Raw genomic sequence first — 17,910 nt, forward strand, 5'->3', positions numbered from 1 at the left:
CATTGTAACAACTTCTCAAAGCTTCAATCTTTTTACTTGCTTTACACCCCAATCCTGTTATAATGAGAGTATAGAAATTTGACTATTTTTGACCATTAAACAGGTCAGGCTAAAAAAAGAAATGAGGTAGATGTATGCTTTGTCAAAACTGTAAAATCAACGACTCAACAATTCATCTTTACACCAATCTCAATGGAAAACAAAAACAAATTGACCTCTGTCAAAACTGCTATAAGATTATCAAGACAGATCCTAACAATAGCCTCTTTAAAGGTATGACAGATCTGAACAATCGTGACTTTGATCCCTTTGGTGATTTCTTCAATGACCTAAACAATTTCAGACCTTCTAACAATACTCCTCCTACTCCCCCAACCCAATCAGGTGGAGGTTACGGTGGAAACGGCGGTTATGGTTCCCAAAATCGTGGATCTGCTCAAACTCCGCCTCCAAGCCAAGAAAAAGGCCTGCTGGAAGAATTTGGTATCAACGTAACTGAGATTGCCCGTCGTGGCGATATCGACCCCGTTATTGGGCGCGATGATGAGATTATTCGTGTCATCGAGATTCTCAATCGCAGAACCAAGAATAATCCTGTTCTTATCGGTGAACCAGGTGTCGGAAAAACGGCCGTTGTCGAAGGTCTAGCTCAGAAAATCGTTGATGGCGATGTTCCACATAAACTCCAAGGTAAACAAGTCATCCGTCTGGATGTGGTTAGCTTGGTTCAAGGAACGGGTATCCGTGGACAATTTGAAGAACGCATGCAAAAACTCATGGAAGAAATTCGCAAACGTGAGGACATCATCCTCTTTATCGATGAAATCCATGAAATTGTCGGTGCTGGTTCTGCGGGCGATGGCAATATGGATGCAGGAAATATCCTCAAGCCAGACCTTGCTCGTGGGGAACTGCAACTGGTCGGTGCCACTACCCTCAATGAATACCGTATCATTGAAAAGGATGCAGCCCTAGAGCGTCGTATGCAACCTGTTAAGGTCGATGAACCAACAGTGGAAGAAACAATCACTATCCTCAAAGGAATTCAAAAGAAATACGAAGACTACCACCACGTTCAGTATACTGATGCTGCGATTGAAGCAGCTGCAACTCTTTCCAATCGTTATATCCAAGATCGCTTCTTGCCTGACAAGGCCATTGATCTCCTAGATGAAGCTGGTTCCAAGATGAATTTGACCTTGAATTTTGTAGACCCTAAAGTAATTGATCAACGCTTGATTGAGGCTGAAAATCTCAAGTCTCAAGCTACACGAGAAGAAGATTTTGAAAAGGCCGCCTACTTCCGTGACCAGATTGCCAAGTATAAGGAAATGCAAAAGAAAAAAGTCACAGACCGGGATACTCCTATCATCAGCGAGAAAACTATTGAGCACATTATCGAGCAGAAAACCAACATCCCTGTTGGTGATTTGAAAGAGAAAGAACAATCTCAACTCATCCATCTAGCCGATGATCTCAAGTCTCATGTTATTGGGCAAGACGATGCTGTCGATAAGATTGCTAAGGCTATTCGCCGTAATCGTGTTGGACTTGGTACTCCTAACCGCCCCATTGGAAGCTTCCTCTTCGTTGGGCCAACCGGTGTCGGTAAGACAGAACTTTCCAAACAACTGGCCATCGAACTCTTTGGTTCTGCTGACAGCATGATTCGCTTTGACATGAGTGAATATATGGAAAAACACAGCGTTGCTAAGTTGGTCGGCGCCCCTCCAGGTTATGTTGGTTACGATGAGGCTGGGCAATTAACTGAAAAAGTTCGCCGCAATCCATATTCTCTTATTCTCTTGGATGAAGTAGAGAAAGCTCATCCAGATGTCATGCATATGTTCCTCCAGGTATTAGACGATGGTCGTTTGACAGATGGACAAGGACGCACCGTTAGTTTCAAAGATGCCATCATTATCATGACTTCAAATGCAGGGACAGGTAAGGCTGAAGCCAGCGTTGGTTTTGGTGCTGCTAGAGAAGGACGTACCAATTCTGTTCTCGGTGAACTCGGTAACTTCTTTAGCCCAGAGTTTATGAACCGTTTTGATGGTATTATCGAATTTAAGGCTCTCAGCAAGGATAACCTCCTTCAGATTGTCGAGCTTATGCTAGCAGACGTTAACAAGCGCCTCTCTAGCAACAACATTCATTTAGATGTAACTGACAAGGTCAAGGAAAAATTAGTTGACCTCGGCTATGATCCAAAAATGGGAGCACGCCCACTTCGTCGTACTATTCAAGACTATATTGAGGACGCAATCACTGACTACTACCTTGAAAATCCAAGCGAAAAAGACCTCAAGGCAGTTATGACTAGCAAGGGAAACATTCAGATTAAATCTGCCAAAAAAGCTGAAGTTAAAACTTCTGAAAAAGATAAATAAATCCTATAGAAAAGGAGTAGAAAATGAAATTTTTCTGCTTCTTTTTTACTAAAATAACTGTAATTTCTTGACAGCTTGCCCTTTGTCCATTATGATAATAATAACGATACTAGATAATGAGGAAAATGCAATGTCAAACCCAACTTTCGGAGAAAAGAAAGCAAATACAGACTATGTTGCACGCTATGGCGTATATGTAGTTATCCCTGATGCTGAACAAAAACAAATTGTTCTTGTTCAAGCACCCAATGGCGCTTGGTTCCTACCAGGTGGCGAAATTGAAGCAGGTGAAAATCATCAGGAAGCCCTAAAGCGTGAATTGATTGAAGAGCTTGGCTTTACAGCTGAAATTGGTGTCTATTACGGACAAGCTGACGAATATTTCTACTCTCGTCATCGTGACACCTACTACTACAATCCTGCTTATCTCTATGAAGCGACTTCTTTCAAGGAAGTTCAAAAACCACTAGAAGACTTTAATCATATTGCCTGGTTCCCTATTGATGAGGCTATTGAAAATCTCAAACGTGGTAGTCATAAATGGGCTATTGAATCTTGGAAAAAACAGCATAAGATTGACTAAATCAAGCTACTTTATTCAAAAAGTGCTATAATAGTATTAGAAAATCGGAGGAAATGTTATGAAGCTTATCAATACGACAAACTCACACTCGCAACTTGTAAAAAGCCAGCTAGAGAGTACAGATGCAACCCTTGTTGAGGTCTATTCTGCTGGAAATACAGATGTTATTTTTACCCAAGCTCCGCTTCACTATGAAATCCTCATCTCAAACAAACACCGTGCTATTCGAGAGACTGAAATCGAAGCCATCCAAGAGTTTTTCTTGAAACGTAAAATTGATAAGGACTCTATTGATGAGGGCAATATCAAAACACTCTACTCAGAAAAATTAATTGGGATTTCGATTCCAATCAAATAAAATTTTGGAGAGATTAGAAAGCTATTGAACCTTATAGACCAAACATAGGTTCTGACTTGCTTTTTAAATCGTCTCCAATTTTTTATCTTGAGATCTTATCATACAAGATTTTATAGACAAATAGTAAAAAAGATTTGATTCTGCTTCTCACACAATCAAATCTTTTTTATTATCTTAGAAACGAATTGTCTCACGTGTCTTTTCATATGAAGTAACGAAACGGTTGGTTACACCAGGCTCTGCCACTTCCAATGCTTGAGAAATCTTGTCAAACGAAGCTCGATAATCAAATTCTTTTTCAAAAATATCTAAAGCTTCGTTAAATGCTTCTTGAATACGTTCATCAAATGAGCGGTAGCGGTTAGAATATTGCAATAGTTGTTCTGTCAAGGTTGCATACTGTACAATATTATAAGTTTCCGTCTCAAGCTCTTCCATATCCTTCGTTGCAATTTCAAGAATACGGTTAACTGATTCTATATTGACTAAGTTTTGCTCTAATTCAGCCATTAGATCTTCCGTATTATTACTTGCTGTAAAGAATAACTTCAAGAAAGTTTGTGGAATACCAGGTAGGTTCCGTTTTTCCATATATCTCTTGATTGTATGGAGACGATTAACATATACATTTGCCTTTTGACGTGCATTGATATCATCTTTCTCAATTCGTGCAAGACGCTCACTAACTGAAATCTGTTCATCTTCAATCTCTTTAAGATTTTCCTGTAAAGATTCAAGATTTTCTTCAAGAATTGAATATGCTTGAGTTGGTTCATCTTGATTTGAAGTTGCCTCAACAATAGCAGTCTCAAAATTTTCTAATTCACCCTGTAAACGACGAACATGACTTGCATCTGACTCAGAAAGTAAATAGTTTTTACTCAAACGCTCAATGTCTTCTATCAATAAAGCATTATTTTCCTTCATGTGTTGCAGATAAGTAGGAAGTGTTGCTACTAAACTTTCTACTACTTTCTGTGCCGCAATTTCTCTTGTAAAGATATCATAAAGTGCATTAATCTCTTCTTGGATTTGAGTATTTTCGTACTCTGCATTATCCAATTCTAGTTTCGCAATATTCTCATGATTTTTCTTGAGAGCTTCATAAAGCAGTTGGAAACGCGCTTCAATATCCGTTTCAGCAAAATGATAATTAGCATCTAAAAGCTTACGGTAGCCATCTTCTAAATCTTCCAGTTGATCAGGTAGGTCTTTAGATAATGTTGCTACAATTGCTGGTATACGATCAACAATATGCGTTAAAGCCAAGATATGATTTTCAGCATTATCCAAAATCACAGCAGCTTCTACTGGGTCACCTGACGAATTTAAAGTTACAAACTGAGAAAACTCTGATTGGATATTTTCCAATTGTTTTTCAATTTCAGATAAACCTTGGCCATATTCTTCAGAATGATCGGCAACTCGGTGTTGCAACTCTTCAAACAAGTCCAAGGTATGAAGAACACGTCCACTATTTTTAGACTCTTGTTTCTCCAAATCTGCCAAGGCATTGCGAATTGCTGCAATATCTTCTTCAATCAAGGTAATTTGGCTCTCGATTTGATCAATTTGATGACTTGCTTTGAAAAAACGGAATGAGTTATTGTAGCCTTCTGCCTCGAAAAGATTATTTTCGATATCGGCAAAAGAATTAAGGGATAAATCAACCCATTTTTGATTCCATTCACGGAAAGTCACCTGACTTTGTCCAATCAAGTGCATATTTTTTACAGCTTCAACTTCATCATTAACTGGAAGATTGTACAGTTCTTCTTTTTTCTCTTCTAAAATTGCTAGTTTACTTTCATTGCGTTTCCTTACATAGATTGCGATAGCATAAGCAATGACCAATAAAACTGCAACTGCAATTATCAAATAAATTACTAGTCTAGCAGACATATTAAACTCCTTTTTTACTTGAAACAATCGTAATGATTATATCATATTTTTTAGACCAAGGGAACTACTTCTCCCGATTTTTTAGACATCAAGTGTACTATAGACAGCATTTTCTTCGATAAACTCACGACGAGGCTCTACTCGATCCCCCATCAACATATCAAAGATTTTATCTGCCTCAGCTGCGTCATCCACAGAAACTCTGGCCATCAAGCGATGTTCGGGATCCATGGTTGTTTCCCATAATTGGTGATCATCCATTTCACCCAGACCTTTATAACGCTGAATGGTTGGTTTGGCACGTCCTTCACTATGGCGAGCCAAGGCTTCTTGGAGTTTAATTTCTTGATCTGCTCCTGGCTGAATATATTCTTTAATCTCGCTTCCAACCTTGACACCATAGATTGGTGGTTGGGCGATATAAACATAACCAGCTTCTAGGATTGGTTTCATATAACGATAAATCAAGGTCAAAAGAAGGGTACGAATGTGGGCTCCATCGACATCGGCATCGGTCATCAAAACGAGTTTTTGGTAACGGGCTTTCGAAACATCAAATTCTGCTCCAAATCCTGTTCCCATTGCTGTGAAAAGACTACGAATTTCTTCGTTAGCAAGAATCTTATCCATACTTGCCTTTTCAACGTTCAAAATCTTACCGCGGATTGGAAGAATTGCCTGAAATTCACGGTTACGACCCGATTTGGCTGATCCACCAGCTGAGTCTCCTTCGACGATGAAGAGTTCTGTTTCAGCAGGATTGTTAGAAGAACAGTCTGCTAATTTCCCTGGAAGGTTGGAAATTTCCAAACCAGATTTTTTACGAGTGACTTCACGCGCACGCTTGGCAGCCACACGAGCCTTGGCAGCTAAAATCCCTTTTTCCACGATACGTTTGGCAATCTGTGGATTTTCCATGAGGAAATCGGAAAAGGCATCACTGAAGAGGCGATTGGTAATCTTGACCACTTCGCTATTCCCCAGTTTGGTCTTAGTTTGTCCTTCAAACTGTGGATTTGGGTGTTTAACTGAGATAACTGCAGTTAAGCCTTCGCGAACATCTTCCCCTGTTAGGTTGTCTTCATTGTCTTTCAGTAACTTATTTTTACGAGCATAATCGTTGATAACACGTGTCAAGGCTGTACGGAAACCTTGTTCATGCGTTCCACCTTCATGTGTATGAATATTATTGGCGAAACTCATGACATTTTCATGGTAACCAGTTGTGTACTGCATGGCTACCTCAACTGTGATATCATCCATCTCACCGTCTGTATAGATTGGTGTATCAAAGATTACATCCTTGTTCTCGTTGATATATTCAACATAACTAGCAATCCCACCTTCATAATGGTAATGCTTGGTTTGTTCCAAACCTTCGCGCTTATCTGTGATGGAGATTTGAAGACCGCGATTTAGAAAGGCCAACTCTTGAATGCGTTTATTTAATTTATCGAAATCAAAGGTTGTTGTTTCCGTAAAGATTTCTGGGTCCGGTGTGAAGTGAACCGTTGTTCCAGTTCTATCTGTATCCCCAACCACCTCAAGGTCTGCGACAACATGACCACGACGGTATTCTTGGTAATGAATTTTACCATTTTTGTGGACATGAACGTCTAATTGAGTTGAAAGAGCGTTAACAACTGAGGACCCCACTCCGTGAAGACCACCTGAGACCTTATATCCGCCACCGCCAAACTTTCCTCCAGCGTGAAGAACAGTAAAGACAGTCTCAACGGCAGGTCGACCTGTTTTTTCCTGAATATCGACTGGGATACCACGCCCATCATCGACAACAGTAATCGAATCATCTGGCTCAATAAAGACTTGAATATGGCTGGCAAATCCTGCCAAGGCCTCATCAATTGAGTTATCAACAATTTCCCAGACTAGATGGTGAAGACCTTCTTTTGAGGTCGATCCGATATACATCCCTGGACGCATACGAACAGCCTCTAAGCCCTCTAAAACTTGAATTTGACTGGCATCATAATCTTGTGCCTGCAGATTTTTGATTTCTTCTGTCATCTTTTTCCTTTTTCTTACATGTCTAATACTTGTCTTAAATTCACGATACTGGTAAACAAGTGGGTATCCAATCCTGCTGCTTGACCTGCTTCGATATCAATCGACCGATCACCAATAACAAGACCAGAGCTAATCTGATACTTTTCTCTTAAATAAATCATGGACTCAGGATTTGGCTTTCTCTTAAAACCCGAGCTAGAAGTCACCACTTCTGTAAAATAGGCTGCTATAGAGGTTTTTTCTAAAATGTCCAAGACCTGATCATTTCTGTGAGAAACCAAGAAATGACGGCCACCTTGATTTGAGATATCTTTCAATAAATCAGCAACTCCATCAAACAAAATCGGATGTTCAAGCTCTCTGGCTTCATTTTCCTTGTACTTTTCTAAAAAATTCTCTAAGTTGGGAGCGAATGTCTCAATCGCAAAATCAGTAGAAACCTTTAAAGCCTGATAGACACTGTCATGGTCTTGTGTGATGCCATACAATGCCAATGTTTCAACAAATGCAGCTGTTGAAGTTTCGTAATTATCCAGTAAAGTTCCACCTAAATCCCAGATATAATCGTGATATTTCATACCCTTCATTATAGCATTTTTTTATGAAAAAAGCGATGATTTCCCTGAGTTTTCCACATAAAAAAACGAGAGGTTAACTCCCGTTTTATTGATTTTTACCAAAGACATCTCGATAGAGCATTCCTGTTCGTAAAGTCTCTGCGTCTCCTCCTAGTTGGTCCACCAACTCGTAGGCAAAGGCAAGGGCTGTAGAGGGACCTCGACTGGTTGTCAAATGACCATCTACCACTACTGTTTCCTTTACATATTGACCATCAAGGATTTGCTCTTGAACACCATCATAACAAGTAAATTTCTTGTTTTTCAATACTCCTGCTTGATTGAGGGCAATTGGCGCTGCACAAATGGCCGCCAGTTTCTTCCCTTCTTGTTCGAAATTTTGCATTTCTTGAATTAAGGCCTGATTGTCACGCAAATGTGCAGAACCAGGCATCCCTCCAGGAAGGACAATCATGTCATAGTCTGATAAATCACCCTCAAAGACACGATCTGCTCTTACTTGGATTGCGTGCGAACCTGTCACTTGCTCTTCAAATCCTACCATATCACAAGTAATATTAGCACGACGCAAAACATCCACAACTGTCAAAGCTTCAATTTCTTCAAAGCCCTGAGCCAACATAACTGCTACTTTAACCATGATTTTCTCCTTATTTGATTCGTTTTAATACAACCTTTTTCCGCTTGAATCGGACTTTTCCACTCTTTTCTTCAGCTAGATTAGTCTGGTAACTCATCGATAAAAGCAAGCCAACACCGATCAAATTACTGATAATAGCCGATCCTCCTTGCGAAATAAAAGGCAAGGGAATCCCAGTCAAAGGAAGCAAGCCCGTCACAGCGCCGATATTTTCAAAAATGTGGAAGAGCAACATCATAATCAAACCTGTAGAAATATAGGTGTAGAACTGGTTATTTGATTTAAGAGTAATCTTCAACATACGGTAAATCAGCATGAGATAAAGGGCAATAACAAGGACAGAACCAATAAAGCCAAAATCTTCTGCGATAACCGTGAAAATCATATCCGACTCTCGAACTGGAATAAGCAGATTCGAAGCATTAAACCCTTGACCAAATAAGCCACCACTCCCAATGGCAATCTGCCCTTGAGCCTGTTGGTAAGTGGTTGTTTGAGCAAAGTCGAATGGATTGAGCCAAGCCAAGATACGATTGATTTGGTAGGTCGGCATCCCCAATTGATGGAGAAAAGCCCGGCCACCCTTACTGATAAAAATGGCTAAGAATCCAGCAACTCCTGTTACAGCAGTCACAAATACTGGAATAATAATTTTCCAAGAAACTCCTGATAGTAAGACGATTCCTGAGAAAATGGCTACAAAAACCAAAGCCGTCCCCAAGTCACTTTGAAGTGCCAAAAGAACTAGGACTGGAATGGTAAAGACAATCATCCAAAAAATTAATAAAAAGTCCAAAGGTACTGTACGTTGCCATTCCTTATGTTTCTTTGTAAATTGGACAATGACACGAGCCAACATGAGGATATAGGATATCTTCATAAATTCTGACGGTTGGAATAGGGTAATTCCATTTATTGATACCCAGTTTTTGGCACCCGTTGATGCAACTAGGCTTGGATTATAAAAGACAATTGGCAAGACCATGAGTCCCAATCCTAAAATATACAGAAAGGGGGTCACTTTCCAAAGAAATTCTGTATTAAAGAGCATGACGATAAAACCAATCACAAGTCCCAAGGCAATCCAGGCGACCTGCTGCCCTAAAATGGGCAAAATATTATTTGGATAATCATGACTAACAGCTATATAAATAGCCACCACGCCGATAACCAGTAGAAAAAATACTGGCAATAGCAAACTATAATCGACTCTAGAGTCGAGAGAACGTTTCATATACACTAACCTTATACTTTCATACAATACTATTTATCAAAGTTCATTTAAAAATTTATCAACAGCCTCATCAACTTCGGATTGAGAGACAGTTTTAACAGTCGCTTCTTTGGCTAAAGAAGTCACTATTTGCTTGCCGTATCGTTTTCCGACAATTCTCCTATCCAAAACAAGGGTTAAGGAACGTTGGTGTTCACGTCTCATACTTCTTCCCAAAGCCTGTTTTAAACGAATAATAGCCATTGGCAATTGATAATCATAAAAGGCATTTTTCCCTTCTTGAATTAGTTCCTGATTAATCTTTTTCGTCAAGGGCTCTTGGGGATTTTGGAAAGGAAGTCTTGGTACTACTTGAATCACAAAAGGATGGCTTGAAAAATCGACCCCTTCCCAGAAACTTGCGGCACCAAGCAGGATTTGTTGTTCACCTTTTTCAAAGCGTTTCTTCAGTTGATGAACATCCCCATTTTTATACTGGGCCAGATGGCTAACTGGAAGTAAATCCGATACTGCTAGAAGCATGTCTTTGGCAGTAAAGAGAGCCAAAATCGGTTGTTGGAAAGCTTGAATTTCCACTAGCAAATCAGCTACCTCCTTGGCATAGACTTCTAAGGAGGTTTCTGTTACCAAGGGGAAATCTTTGACCAAGACCACTTCTTGATCCTGTTTTTTACCAGCTTCAATCTTAACAAATTTGGCTTCGGGATAACCTAACAGGTCTGCCAAAGAAACTCTTTGACTAATCTCAAGAGTGGCCGACACTCCCAAGACTTGACATGAATCAGGTACTAAGGAAGATAGAAGAATACGGCCTGATTTTGTAGAAGAAATCTGAATTTTCTTTTGACTCGTTTCAGTTGCTTCAAGCCAGTAATCTCGGTCAGCTGTAAAATAGCGGACCAGTTCCCCAAAGCCTTCTGCCTCTAATTCTGAAAAATACTGGCAGAGATTGGCCAGAGAATCCAAGATATTTTTACTAGATTTGCCAGACTGAAATTGTTCCATCAAGTAAAGGCACTCAAAGCGAATACTTTCTAGTATTCGTTGCTGGACCTTATTTTGCTCCTCCAGTAAAGCCTTATCAAGCAAATTGATAATAGACTGGATATCGTAGGTCTCCTGAAGCAGATTTTCTAGGGCTAACAAAATCTTTTGAACTTCATCAATAATCAATAAACGGTCACTGACAAATTCAGGATTATCTTCAAGTCTGGTTACAAGATAGGCATGATTGGTCACTAAAAGCTTGCAGGTTTGTGCCCTTTCTTGACTACGTTTCCAAAAATCTTCCGTCACAAATAAGCTTTGAAATGATAAATTCCCATCATGACGAAGATCTGTTAGAAAATGTTGGTAACGGTAGAGTTGACCAATCTCATCCAAATCCCCGGTTTCTGTCTCTGTCAGCCAAACCAAGAGTTGCATTTTAAAGCGTATAAATAAGCGATTTTCATCATTTTCCTGTAAGGAACGATAAAAGGCATCCAACTTCAGGTAATTTTGTGGTCCCTTTAAGCTATGAATATCTATATGGAACACTTCCTTGAGACATTTACCTTCTTCTTCCATGATTTGATTTTGAAGAATCTTCGTCGGAACGCTAAGAACAATTTGACGCTCTTGTACTTGGGACAAAGCGGGTAAGAGGTAGCCATAAGTTTTCCCAATCCCTGTCGGCGCTTGAATTAATGATACAGGCTCCTCCTTCAATAGCAAGCCAACCTCTTTAGCAAAACGTTCTTGCTTCTCCCTCGCTTCAAGGTTCAACAGAGAAATATTCTTAGAAAAATCTTGAGATAATTTTCTTGGCTTATTGGGAGCTGTAGGTTTCTTGAAATATATCCCTTGAACTTCAACTAAGTCAGAAGAAGTCAGAATAGATTGGTTTCGATAAATTTCTTCAATAACCAGATAGGACTCATATAAGAGAGCGTCAGCCATCTCCAGCAAGCGTTCCAAAAGACCTTTAGGAAGCTGAGCCATCTTTTCTCGTAGAAAAAGGAGTAATTCCGCAGTCGCTTGGGCATCTGAAAGGGCTGTGTGGGCGTGTTTTAGAGGAATTCCTAATTCTCGACACAAAATCGGCAAACTATATTTTTCCAGTTCTGGGAAAAAGACTTGGGCCAATTCGACCGTGTCAACACGAGGATTTCTTAGTTCATAGCCTTCAAAAAATAAATTTTCCGCCAAGAGATTGGCATCAAACTGAACATTGTGGGCTACAAAAATCCCATCCTCCACCAAGTCAAAGATTTTTCTTGCAACTTGCGAAAAATCAGGTGCTTGCGCTAGACGTTGGTCAGTCAGTCCTGTCAGTTCTTTGATATGAGCATCCAAAGGTTCATGTGGATTGACATCCGTCGTATAGTGATCGACGATTTTTCCATCCTCAATCACAACAATTCCCACTTGGATAATTTTAGCCTTACTACCTGTGCTAGTTGCCTCTAAATCCACCACAACATAGCGATTACCAATCGTTTTCATTATAAAAAATTATACCAAAAAAAGGGCCATTTGGCACCTGCAAACATAGGATAATTTTCAAACTCAAGAAGGTTACCTTTCTTAAAAATCCCAGCAAACAGAGCATCCTAGCCTGCTAATTTTTTGAAAATATTGGAGAATAAGAAAAATTGAGAGAAGAAATATTTGCATCTTACTTCTCTCAACTATCCATTTACTTTATTTAACCATATCAGGATCGTAATCATAAAATCCTGTATCAAGGAAACGGTTTTTAGGGTGTAACTTGCGAACTTCTTCATCCAGCAAGAAGGCTTGGTCATGGCTAAAGTTGCCCTCTTGAATCAAGCTACGCGCTTGGATAAAGAGTTTGGCAATCTCAACAAAGTTCTGACCAGGTGTATAGAGACCTTCTAATTTCCAGTGAGTAAAACCATGCTCTACCAATTCTGTCAATTTGGTCATCAAATCAAGGTCATTGTTAGCAAAGATGTGAGTCCCATGATTGTCTTCAAAAATGGAATAGTGGCTTTCTGGATCACTTGGCTCTGCCAAGAAGAGGTCACGTTTACGCGTTTTTTCATCATCGATATGCGTAAAGTTATAGTAGTTTTGCAAGAGTGGACGTTTAGAATGGTGAATAACACTAGCACCGTAAACCAACACTTCAGCAGGAATTTCCAAAATCTCAGGCATCTTGAAGAGCTCAGCAGATGGAATTTCACGTGCCAAAACAGCCTCAGATGCACCAGCCTTTTGTCCCCAGAAGTTAATCTGACGACTGCTAGTTACCATAGTCGAAGCATCGTAGATGGTCTTAAAGGAATAACCATCGCGGTTGACTACGTAAAAGACACCTGCATCCCCAATCGTAATGTAGTCTGTCTTGATTTCTTCCAAGAAATCAAGGAATGGCTTGATACGATCCATCATGTCTTGGTGCATGAGGGCATTGACTGCAACAATCAATTCCTTACCAGCATCATGAACCAGATTAGCGATTTCACGCAATTGGTCATAACTAAAGGTTGTTGGCAGACGAAGGCCAAAATCTTTCTCACCGACATAGATACGGTCTACGCCAGCTTCGAGTAGTTGTTCAACTTGTTCAATACTTTCAGCAGTTGCTGTAATGATAATCTTTTCCATAAGGAAAATTATACCACATTTCTCCAAAATCAGCCAAGACTTATCAGAGTTTTACAAATAGGAATTATTTCAGGCTAATTTCTCAAAGTGACTTCCACTTGACTTACCAAAGTGGAAATTAGTCTAATACTCTTCAAACCACGTCAGCTTTATCTGCAACCCCAAAGCGGTGCTTTGAGCAACCTGAGGCTAGCTTCCTAGTTTGCTCTTTGTTTTTCATTGAGTATAAAACGGACTTTTATAAGAATAACTAGATGAAAGGCAGACCCAGAAGCATAAGAGAGCTCGCCAGTAACAATTTACTTTGTACACTATCCATAAATAGCAAACATCTCAAGCTCCATTAATCTTCAAAACATCATAGATAAAATCTAGTCCAAAATTTAAGCAATTGATGCTATAGGATTTATATGTTGTTATAATTTTCTAGTCGTTTTATTTTTATGATAAGAAAAATGGCATAGAAAAACGAGTATATCCAACCACGGAAATACTCATTTTTTGATAGTTAGAAGTGATTTTTTGCTCAGCTTTATTTCTTTTTATAAAATTTATCAAGCAAGCGACCAACTATCTCATCTTTTTTCTATTTCTGTCAATATGCGTGACAGGTAGTAATGATAGCCAAAAATAGCAAGAGCAAGCAAGAGGATAAGAACTCCTACTCCCAAGCTGATGGCAAGGACAGGGGCTAGAGACCGAACCAAGAACAAACTTGCTATGACTAAAATCATTAAGATAACACTATAAATTAAGAGTAAAACTATTGCTACTATACGATTTGAACGGTTCACCAGGTCCGTAATGTTACTCCAATTGGTTGACAAATTTTTCACGTCCTTAAGGTAATGGTGGCAAGAAAGGATGACACTGGCAAGGATCCAGACTACAAAAAGGTAAATCATCGAAAGGATGGGCAAGCCTAAATATAGAGAAAGACCAAGTAAAGTCAGAACTGGTAAAAAGGACTGGACAGCAAATATAATCCAAAATTTCACTTTCACATAGCGAGCAAAGTCAAAGGGTAAACTCTTCAGAAAATCAACATTTTCCCTCTCCAAGGATAAGGCAATTGAATGCAGGCTGGTGATATTGTTATTGACAACAGCTAGAAAGAGACCTATAAAAAACAAGGGTAACCAGTATGGAGGATGAATGTCTGGAACTATCTGAGAATCTCGAATTTTGGAAATCAGACCGATCATCATGAGATAAGGAAGAAAAGCACTTGTAAAAAGCACTGTAATCACGCCAGTTCCCTGTCCCAAGAGGGTGAGGTGGTAGCGTAAAACCATACGGAAAAAGCCCTTTTTATTAGTAGTTGAAATTCTCTCCTTATTGCGACGTTCTTTCTTGACCTTCTCCTCACTGTTAAGCAGAATCACGTCATAAAAATGAGGAAGAACCTTCTTTTTGGTCAGGTAAAGCAAGAAAACAGTTAAAGCTATCCAAGCTAACAGACCCAGTATGGCTTCTGTCGAAAAAGGCTCCACTGCTATTTTGTAAAAGATATGAAGAGGATAAAGGAGAAATGGAATGTCTCTAACTTTGTCAACAATACTTCCAAAAGTCGACTGTAGAAAGAGGACAAATATTAAAGGTATGAGAACCCCTATCCCAATCATCACATTCGAAAAAATAGACTGATACTTTCTGAAGACCCTAGTCTGAGCCAAGAAATGTACTGCCACTACCATCACTAAAGTAACAGAGACAAATAATAAGACCAAGGACAGCAACATCAAAGGCAAGCCCAGCCAAAGAGAAGGAGCTAGCCTAATATAGAGGACTAGAAAATAAGCTAGGATTGGTACAATTCCAGCTAGAGCTGGCAAGAGAACAGACAGTCCTTTAGCAATTATAATCTCTGATTCTTTAAAGGCATAGGGCCTATACGATGCCAAGTCCTTACTCTCATAAAAGACATTGTAAAATGCAGTGAAAGAAGTTGAAAAAGCAAGCACCAGTAAAATAGCAACCATGCTACTAAAAAAACTTGGCATTTCCTCAAAAGGAAAACGAAAGGCTATATTTATAAACATGAAAAGCATCAAGAGACTTGAAAAAATGTAAGAACTTAGGACTCTAGCGGAAACATTTACTTTTTTCCCAGGATTCTTAGCCTGCTTCTTTCGTAGGTTAGCCAGATTAGCTTCTTGAGATGAATAGAGGATATTGATATCAACTAATTTTTTAATGACCTTGAGACGCATCTGAAACCTCCTCTTTTCTACCAGCAAGGCTAAGGTAGATACTTTCCAAAGACTGGTCTGGGTGGTCTTTTCTCAAGTCCTCTACACTACCACAATAAATCAAATGTCCCTTTTTCAAAATGGCAATCCGATCACAGACTTGCTCAGCTACCTCTAGGACATGAGTTGAAAACAAGACCGTCTTGCCTTTTTGTGCATGTTCCTTCATCATTTGCTTCAAATCAAAGGCAGCCTGGGGATCCAAACCAGTCAAGGGTTCGTCCAAGACCCAAATATCAGGATCAGACAAGAGTGCCCCAATGACAAAGACTTTCTGACGCATTCCGTGAGAAAGGGTTTCAATAACCTGATAGCGATTTTCAGCAAAATCAAAAACACTCAATAGCCTAGCTAGACTAGCCTCCAAGTCAGAGCTAGTCAGATCATAGGATGAGGCGATCAATTCCCAAAATTCATTGGCCGTTAAGCGTAAAAATAAGTCAGGCGAGTCTGCTACGTAGCCAATCTTTCGTTTGATCGTCAAGCGATTTTCCGATAACTCCTGACCGTCTACCAAAATACGACCACTGCTGGGCGAAATAATACTGACTAAGGATTTTATGGTGGTCGATTTTCCAGCCCCATTATGGCCAATCAAGCCCATAATCTCCCCATTTTCAATCTGCAAATTGAGATTGCTCAAAGCCTCTTTATCACCATACAACTTACTAATATTTTGAAATTCAATCATGGGATGACTCCTATCTTTATCTATATTACATACTATTATACTAGCACTTTGATACAAAAAAATCAATACTTTATTTTAAGCAGTTAAAATAGTTTCCTTCTATCTTATGCAAACGTTGGCGCTAACCAATACTTTATGATAGAATAAAGAACAAGATTGACAAGTAAGAGGAAACATCATGCAAAATCAAACACTCATGCAATACTTTGAATGGTATCTGCCCCACGACGGTCAGCACTGGACGCGTCTGGCTGAAGATGCTCCACACCTAGCTCATCTGGGGATTAGCCACGTCTGGATGCCACCAGCTTTTAAGGCAACCAATGAAAAAGATGTCGGCTATGGGGTCTATGACTTATTTGACCTAGGAGAGTTTAACCAAAAAGGGACTGTCCGCACTAAGTATGGTTTTAAAGAAGACTATCTTCAAGCCATTCAAGCCCTAAAAGCACAGGGAATTCAACCTATGGCCGATGTGGTTCTCAATCACAAGGCTGCAGCCGATCACATGGAAGCCTTTCAGGTTATCGAAGTGGACCCTGTAGACCGTACGGTCGAACTTGGGGAACCTTTCACCATCAATGGCTGGACTAGTTTTACCTTCGATGGTCGCCAAGATACCTACAATGACTTCCACTGGCACTGGTACCACTTCACAGGTACTGACTATGATGCAAAACGCCGTAAGTCTGGGATTTATCTGATTCAAGGAGACAACAAGGGTTGGGCAAATGAGGAATTAGTCGATAATGAAAACGGTAACTATGACTACCTCATGTATGCCGACCTAGACTTTAAACATCCTGAAGTTATCCAAAATATCTATGACTGGGCAGACTGGTTCATGGAGACGACTGGTATTGCTGGTTTCCGTTTGGATGCCGTTAAGCACATTGACTCTTTCTTCATGAGCAATTTTATTCGCGATATGAAGGAAAAATACGGTGAGGATTTCTATGTTTTTGGTGAATTTTGGAATCCAGACAAGGAAGCCAATCTGGACTATCTTGAAAAAACGGAAGAACGCTTTGACCTTGTCGATGTTCGTCTCCACCAGAATCTCTTTGATGCTAGCCGAGCAGGTTCAAACTATGACCTTCGTGGCATTTTCACAGATAGCCTGGTTGAACTCAAGCCTGACAAGGCTGTGACTTTTGTCGACAACCACGATACACAACGAGGTCAGGCTCTTGAGTCTACCGTTGAAGAATGGTTCAAACCAGCAGCCTATGCCCTCATTCTGTTACGCCAAAATGGCCTTCCATGTGTCTTTTACGGCGACTACTATGGGATTTCAGGGCAATATGCTCAACAAGATTTCAAAGAAGTCCTTGACCGCCTCCTAATCATCCGAAAAGATTTGGCCTATGGAGATCAAACTGACTACTTTGATGATGCTAACTGTATCGGTTGGGTACGTTCAGGTGCTGAAAATCAATCCCCAATCGCAGTCCTTATCTCAAATGACCAAGAAAACAGCAAGTCTATGTTTGTCGGCCAAGAATGGGCTAACCAAACCTTCGTAGATTTACTTGGAAACCACCAAGGTCAAATTACAATTGATGAGGAAGGTTATGGACAATTCCCAGTCTCAGCTGCTTCGGTAAGTGTCTGGGCAGCCAATACTATCTAATAG

At 39.9% G+C, this 17,910-nt stretch carries 13 protein-coding genes; 4 read left to right on the forward strand and 9 right to left on the reverse strand.

Annotation, left to right across the window (positions count from 1 at the left end; all coding sequences use genetic code 11):
- The first annotated feature begins 134 nt into the window (after nt 1–134).
- The 3 genes from N8M09_RS03040 (at nt 135) to N8M09_RS03050 (ending at nt 3,334) form a co-directional block, all read left to right on the forward strand.
- The gene (locus N8M09_RS03040; RefSeq protein WP_261063703.1) at nt 135–2,393 is read left to right on the forward strand and encodes an ATP-dependent Clp protease ATP-binding subunit; all 2,259 of its coding nucleotides are present in this window, start codon (nt 135–137) and stop codon (nt 2,391–2,393) included.
- Between the two features lie 130 nt (nt 2,394–2,523).
- Entirely contained in the window at nt 2,524–2,976 is a 453-nt protein-coding gene (locus N8M09_RS03045; protein ID WP_261063705.1) for an NUDIX hydrolase, read from the forward strand.
- 58 nt (nt 2,977–3,034) lie between these two features.
- Entirely contained in the window at nt 3,035–3,334 is a 300-nt protein-coding gene (locus N8M09_RS03050) for a DUF1827 family protein (RefSeq protein ID WP_000767199.1), read from the forward strand.
- A gap of 174 nt (nt 3,335–3,508) precedes the next feature.
- Here N8M09_RS03050 and ezrA read toward each other — a convergent pair whose 3' ends face one another.
- From ezrA to N8M09_RS03095, 9 genes are all read right to left on the reverse strand, one after another.
- On the reverse strand, nt 3,509–5,236 hold the full coding sequence (gene ezrA / locus N8M09_RS03055; protein WP_261063707.1) for a septation ring formation regulator EzrA: 1,728 nt from the start codon (nt 5,234–5,236) through the stop codon (nt 3,509–3,511).
- A gap of 81 nt (nt 5,237–5,317) precedes the next feature.
- Entirely contained in the window at nt 5,318–7,264 is a 1,947-nt protein-coding gene (gyrB, locus tag N8M09_RS03060) for a DNA topoisomerase (ATP-hydrolyzing) subunit B (RefSeq protein ID WP_023942865.1), read from the reverse strand.
- 14 nt (nt 7,265–7,278) lie between these two features.
- Nucleotides 7,279–7,842: an HAD family hydrolase gene (locus N8M09_RS03065; RefSeq protein WP_261063708.1), complete on the reverse strand. Its 564-nt coding sequence runs from the start codon at nt 7,840–7,842 to the stop codon at nt 7,279–7,281.
- An 85-nt stretch (nt 7,843–7,927) separates the two neighbouring features.
- A complete protein-coding gene (locus N8M09_RS03070) occupies nt 7,928–8,482 on the reverse strand; it encodes a DJ-1 family glyoxalase III (protein ID WP_261063709.1) in 555 nt (184 codons plus the stop codon).
- 10 nt (nt 8,483–8,492) lie between these two features.
- Nucleotides 8,493–9,716: an FtsW/RodA/SpoVE family cell cycle protein gene (locus N8M09_RS03075; protein ID WP_261042691.1), complete on the reverse strand. Its 1,224-nt coding sequence runs from the start codon at nt 9,714–9,716 to the stop codon at nt 8,493–8,495.
- A gap of 36 nt (nt 9,717–9,752) precedes the next feature.
- Entirely contained in the window at nt 9,753–12,203 is a 2,451-nt protein-coding gene (locus tag N8M09_RS03080) for a bifunctional DnaQ family exonuclease/ATP-dependent helicase (RefSeq protein ID WP_261063711.1), read from the reverse strand.
- A gap of 198 nt (nt 12,204–12,401) precedes the next feature.
- A complete protein-coding gene (locus N8M09_RS03085; protein WP_084927453.1) occupies nt 12,402–13,331 on the reverse strand; it encodes a peptidase U32 family protein in 930 nt (309 codons plus the stop codon).
- Nucleotides 13,332–13,906: 575 nt separating this feature from the next.
- Nucleotides 13,907–15,544 (reverse strand): hypothetical protein, encoded by a 1,638-nt coding sequence (locus N8M09_RS03090; RefSeq protein ID WP_261063712.1) that lies wholly within the window; start codon nt 15,542–15,544, stop codon nt 13,907–13,909.
- Nucleotides 15,525–16,274 (reverse strand): ABC transporter ATP-binding protein, encoded by a 750-nt coding sequence (locus N8M09_RS03095; protein ID WP_261063725.1) that lies wholly within the window; start codon nt 16,272–16,274, stop codon nt 15,525–15,527. Before N8M09_RS03095 ends, N8M09_RS03090 begins: the two co-directional genes overlap by 20 nt.
- A gap of 178 nt (nt 16,275–16,452) precedes the next feature.
- Between N8M09_RS03095 and N8M09_RS03100 the strand changes: the two genes are divergently transcribed.
- Nucleotides 16,453–17,907, forward strand: a complete 1,455-nt coding sequence (locus tag N8M09_RS03100) for an alpha-amylase (RefSeq protein WP_261063727.1) — start codon at nt 16,453–16,455, stop codon at nt 17,905–17,907.
- Nucleotides 17,908–17,910: the final 3 nt, after the last annotated feature.

The sequence above is a fragment of the Streptococcus mitis genome (assembly GCF_946190375.1).
Taxonomy (GTDB): Bacteria; Bacillota; Bacilli; order Lactobacillales; family Streptococcaceae; genus Streptococcus; species Streptococcus mitis_CJ.

Excerpts from the sequence above, each read along its gene's own strand:
- N8M09_RS03040 (WP_261063703.1), top strand. The coding sequence starts at position 135 with ATGCTTTGTCAAAACTGTAAAATCAACGACTCAACAATTCATCTTTAC.
- N8M09_RS03050 (WP_000767199.1), top strand. The coding sequence starts at position 3,035 with ATGAAGCTTATCAATACGACAAACTCACACTCGCAACTTGTAAAAAGC.
- N8M09_RS03080 (WP_261063711.1), bottom strand. The coding sequence starts at position 12,203 with ATGAAAACGATTGGTAATCGCTATGTTGTGGTGGATTTAGAGGCAACT.
- gyrB (WP_023942865.1), bottom strand. The coding sequence starts at position 7,264 with ATGACAGAAGAAATCAAAAATCTGCAGGCACAAGATTATGATGCCAGT.
- N8M09_RS03085 (WP_084927453.1), bottom strand. The coding sequence starts at position 13,331 with ATGGAAAAGATTATCATTACAGCAACTGCTGAAAGTATTGAACAAGTT.
- N8M09_RS03090 (WP_261063712.1), bottom strand. The coding sequence starts at position 15,544 with ATGCGTCTCAAGGTCATTAAAAAATTAGTTGATATCAATATCCTCTAT.
- N8M09_RS03070 (WP_261063709.1), bottom strand. The coding sequence starts at position 8,482 with ATGGTTAAAGTAGCAGTTATGTTGGCTCAGGGCTTTGAAGAAATTGAA.
- N8M09_RS03075 (WP_261042691.1), bottom strand. The coding sequence starts at position 9,716 with ATGAAACGTTCTCTCGACTCTAGAGTCGATTATAGTTTGCTATTGCCA.
- N8M09_RS03095 (WP_261063725.1), bottom strand. The coding sequence starts at position 16,274 with ATGATTGAATTTCAAAATATTAGTAAGTTGTATGGTGATAAAGAGGCT.
- N8M09_RS03100 (WP_261063727.1), top strand. The coding sequence starts at position 16,453 with ATGCAAAATCAAACACTCATGCAATACTTTGAATGGTATCTGCCCCAC.
- ezrA (WP_261063707.1), bottom strand. The coding sequence starts at position 5,236 with ATGTCTGCTAGACTAGTAATTTATTTGATAATTGCAGTTGCAGTTTTA.
- N8M09_RS03065 (WP_261063708.1), bottom strand. The coding sequence starts at position 7,842 with ATGAAATATCACGATTATATCTGGGATTTAGGTGGAACTTTACTGGAT.
- N8M09_RS03045 (WP_261063705.1), top strand. The coding sequence starts at position 2,524 with ATGTCAAACCCAACTTTCGGAGAAAAGAAAGCAAATACAGACTATGTT.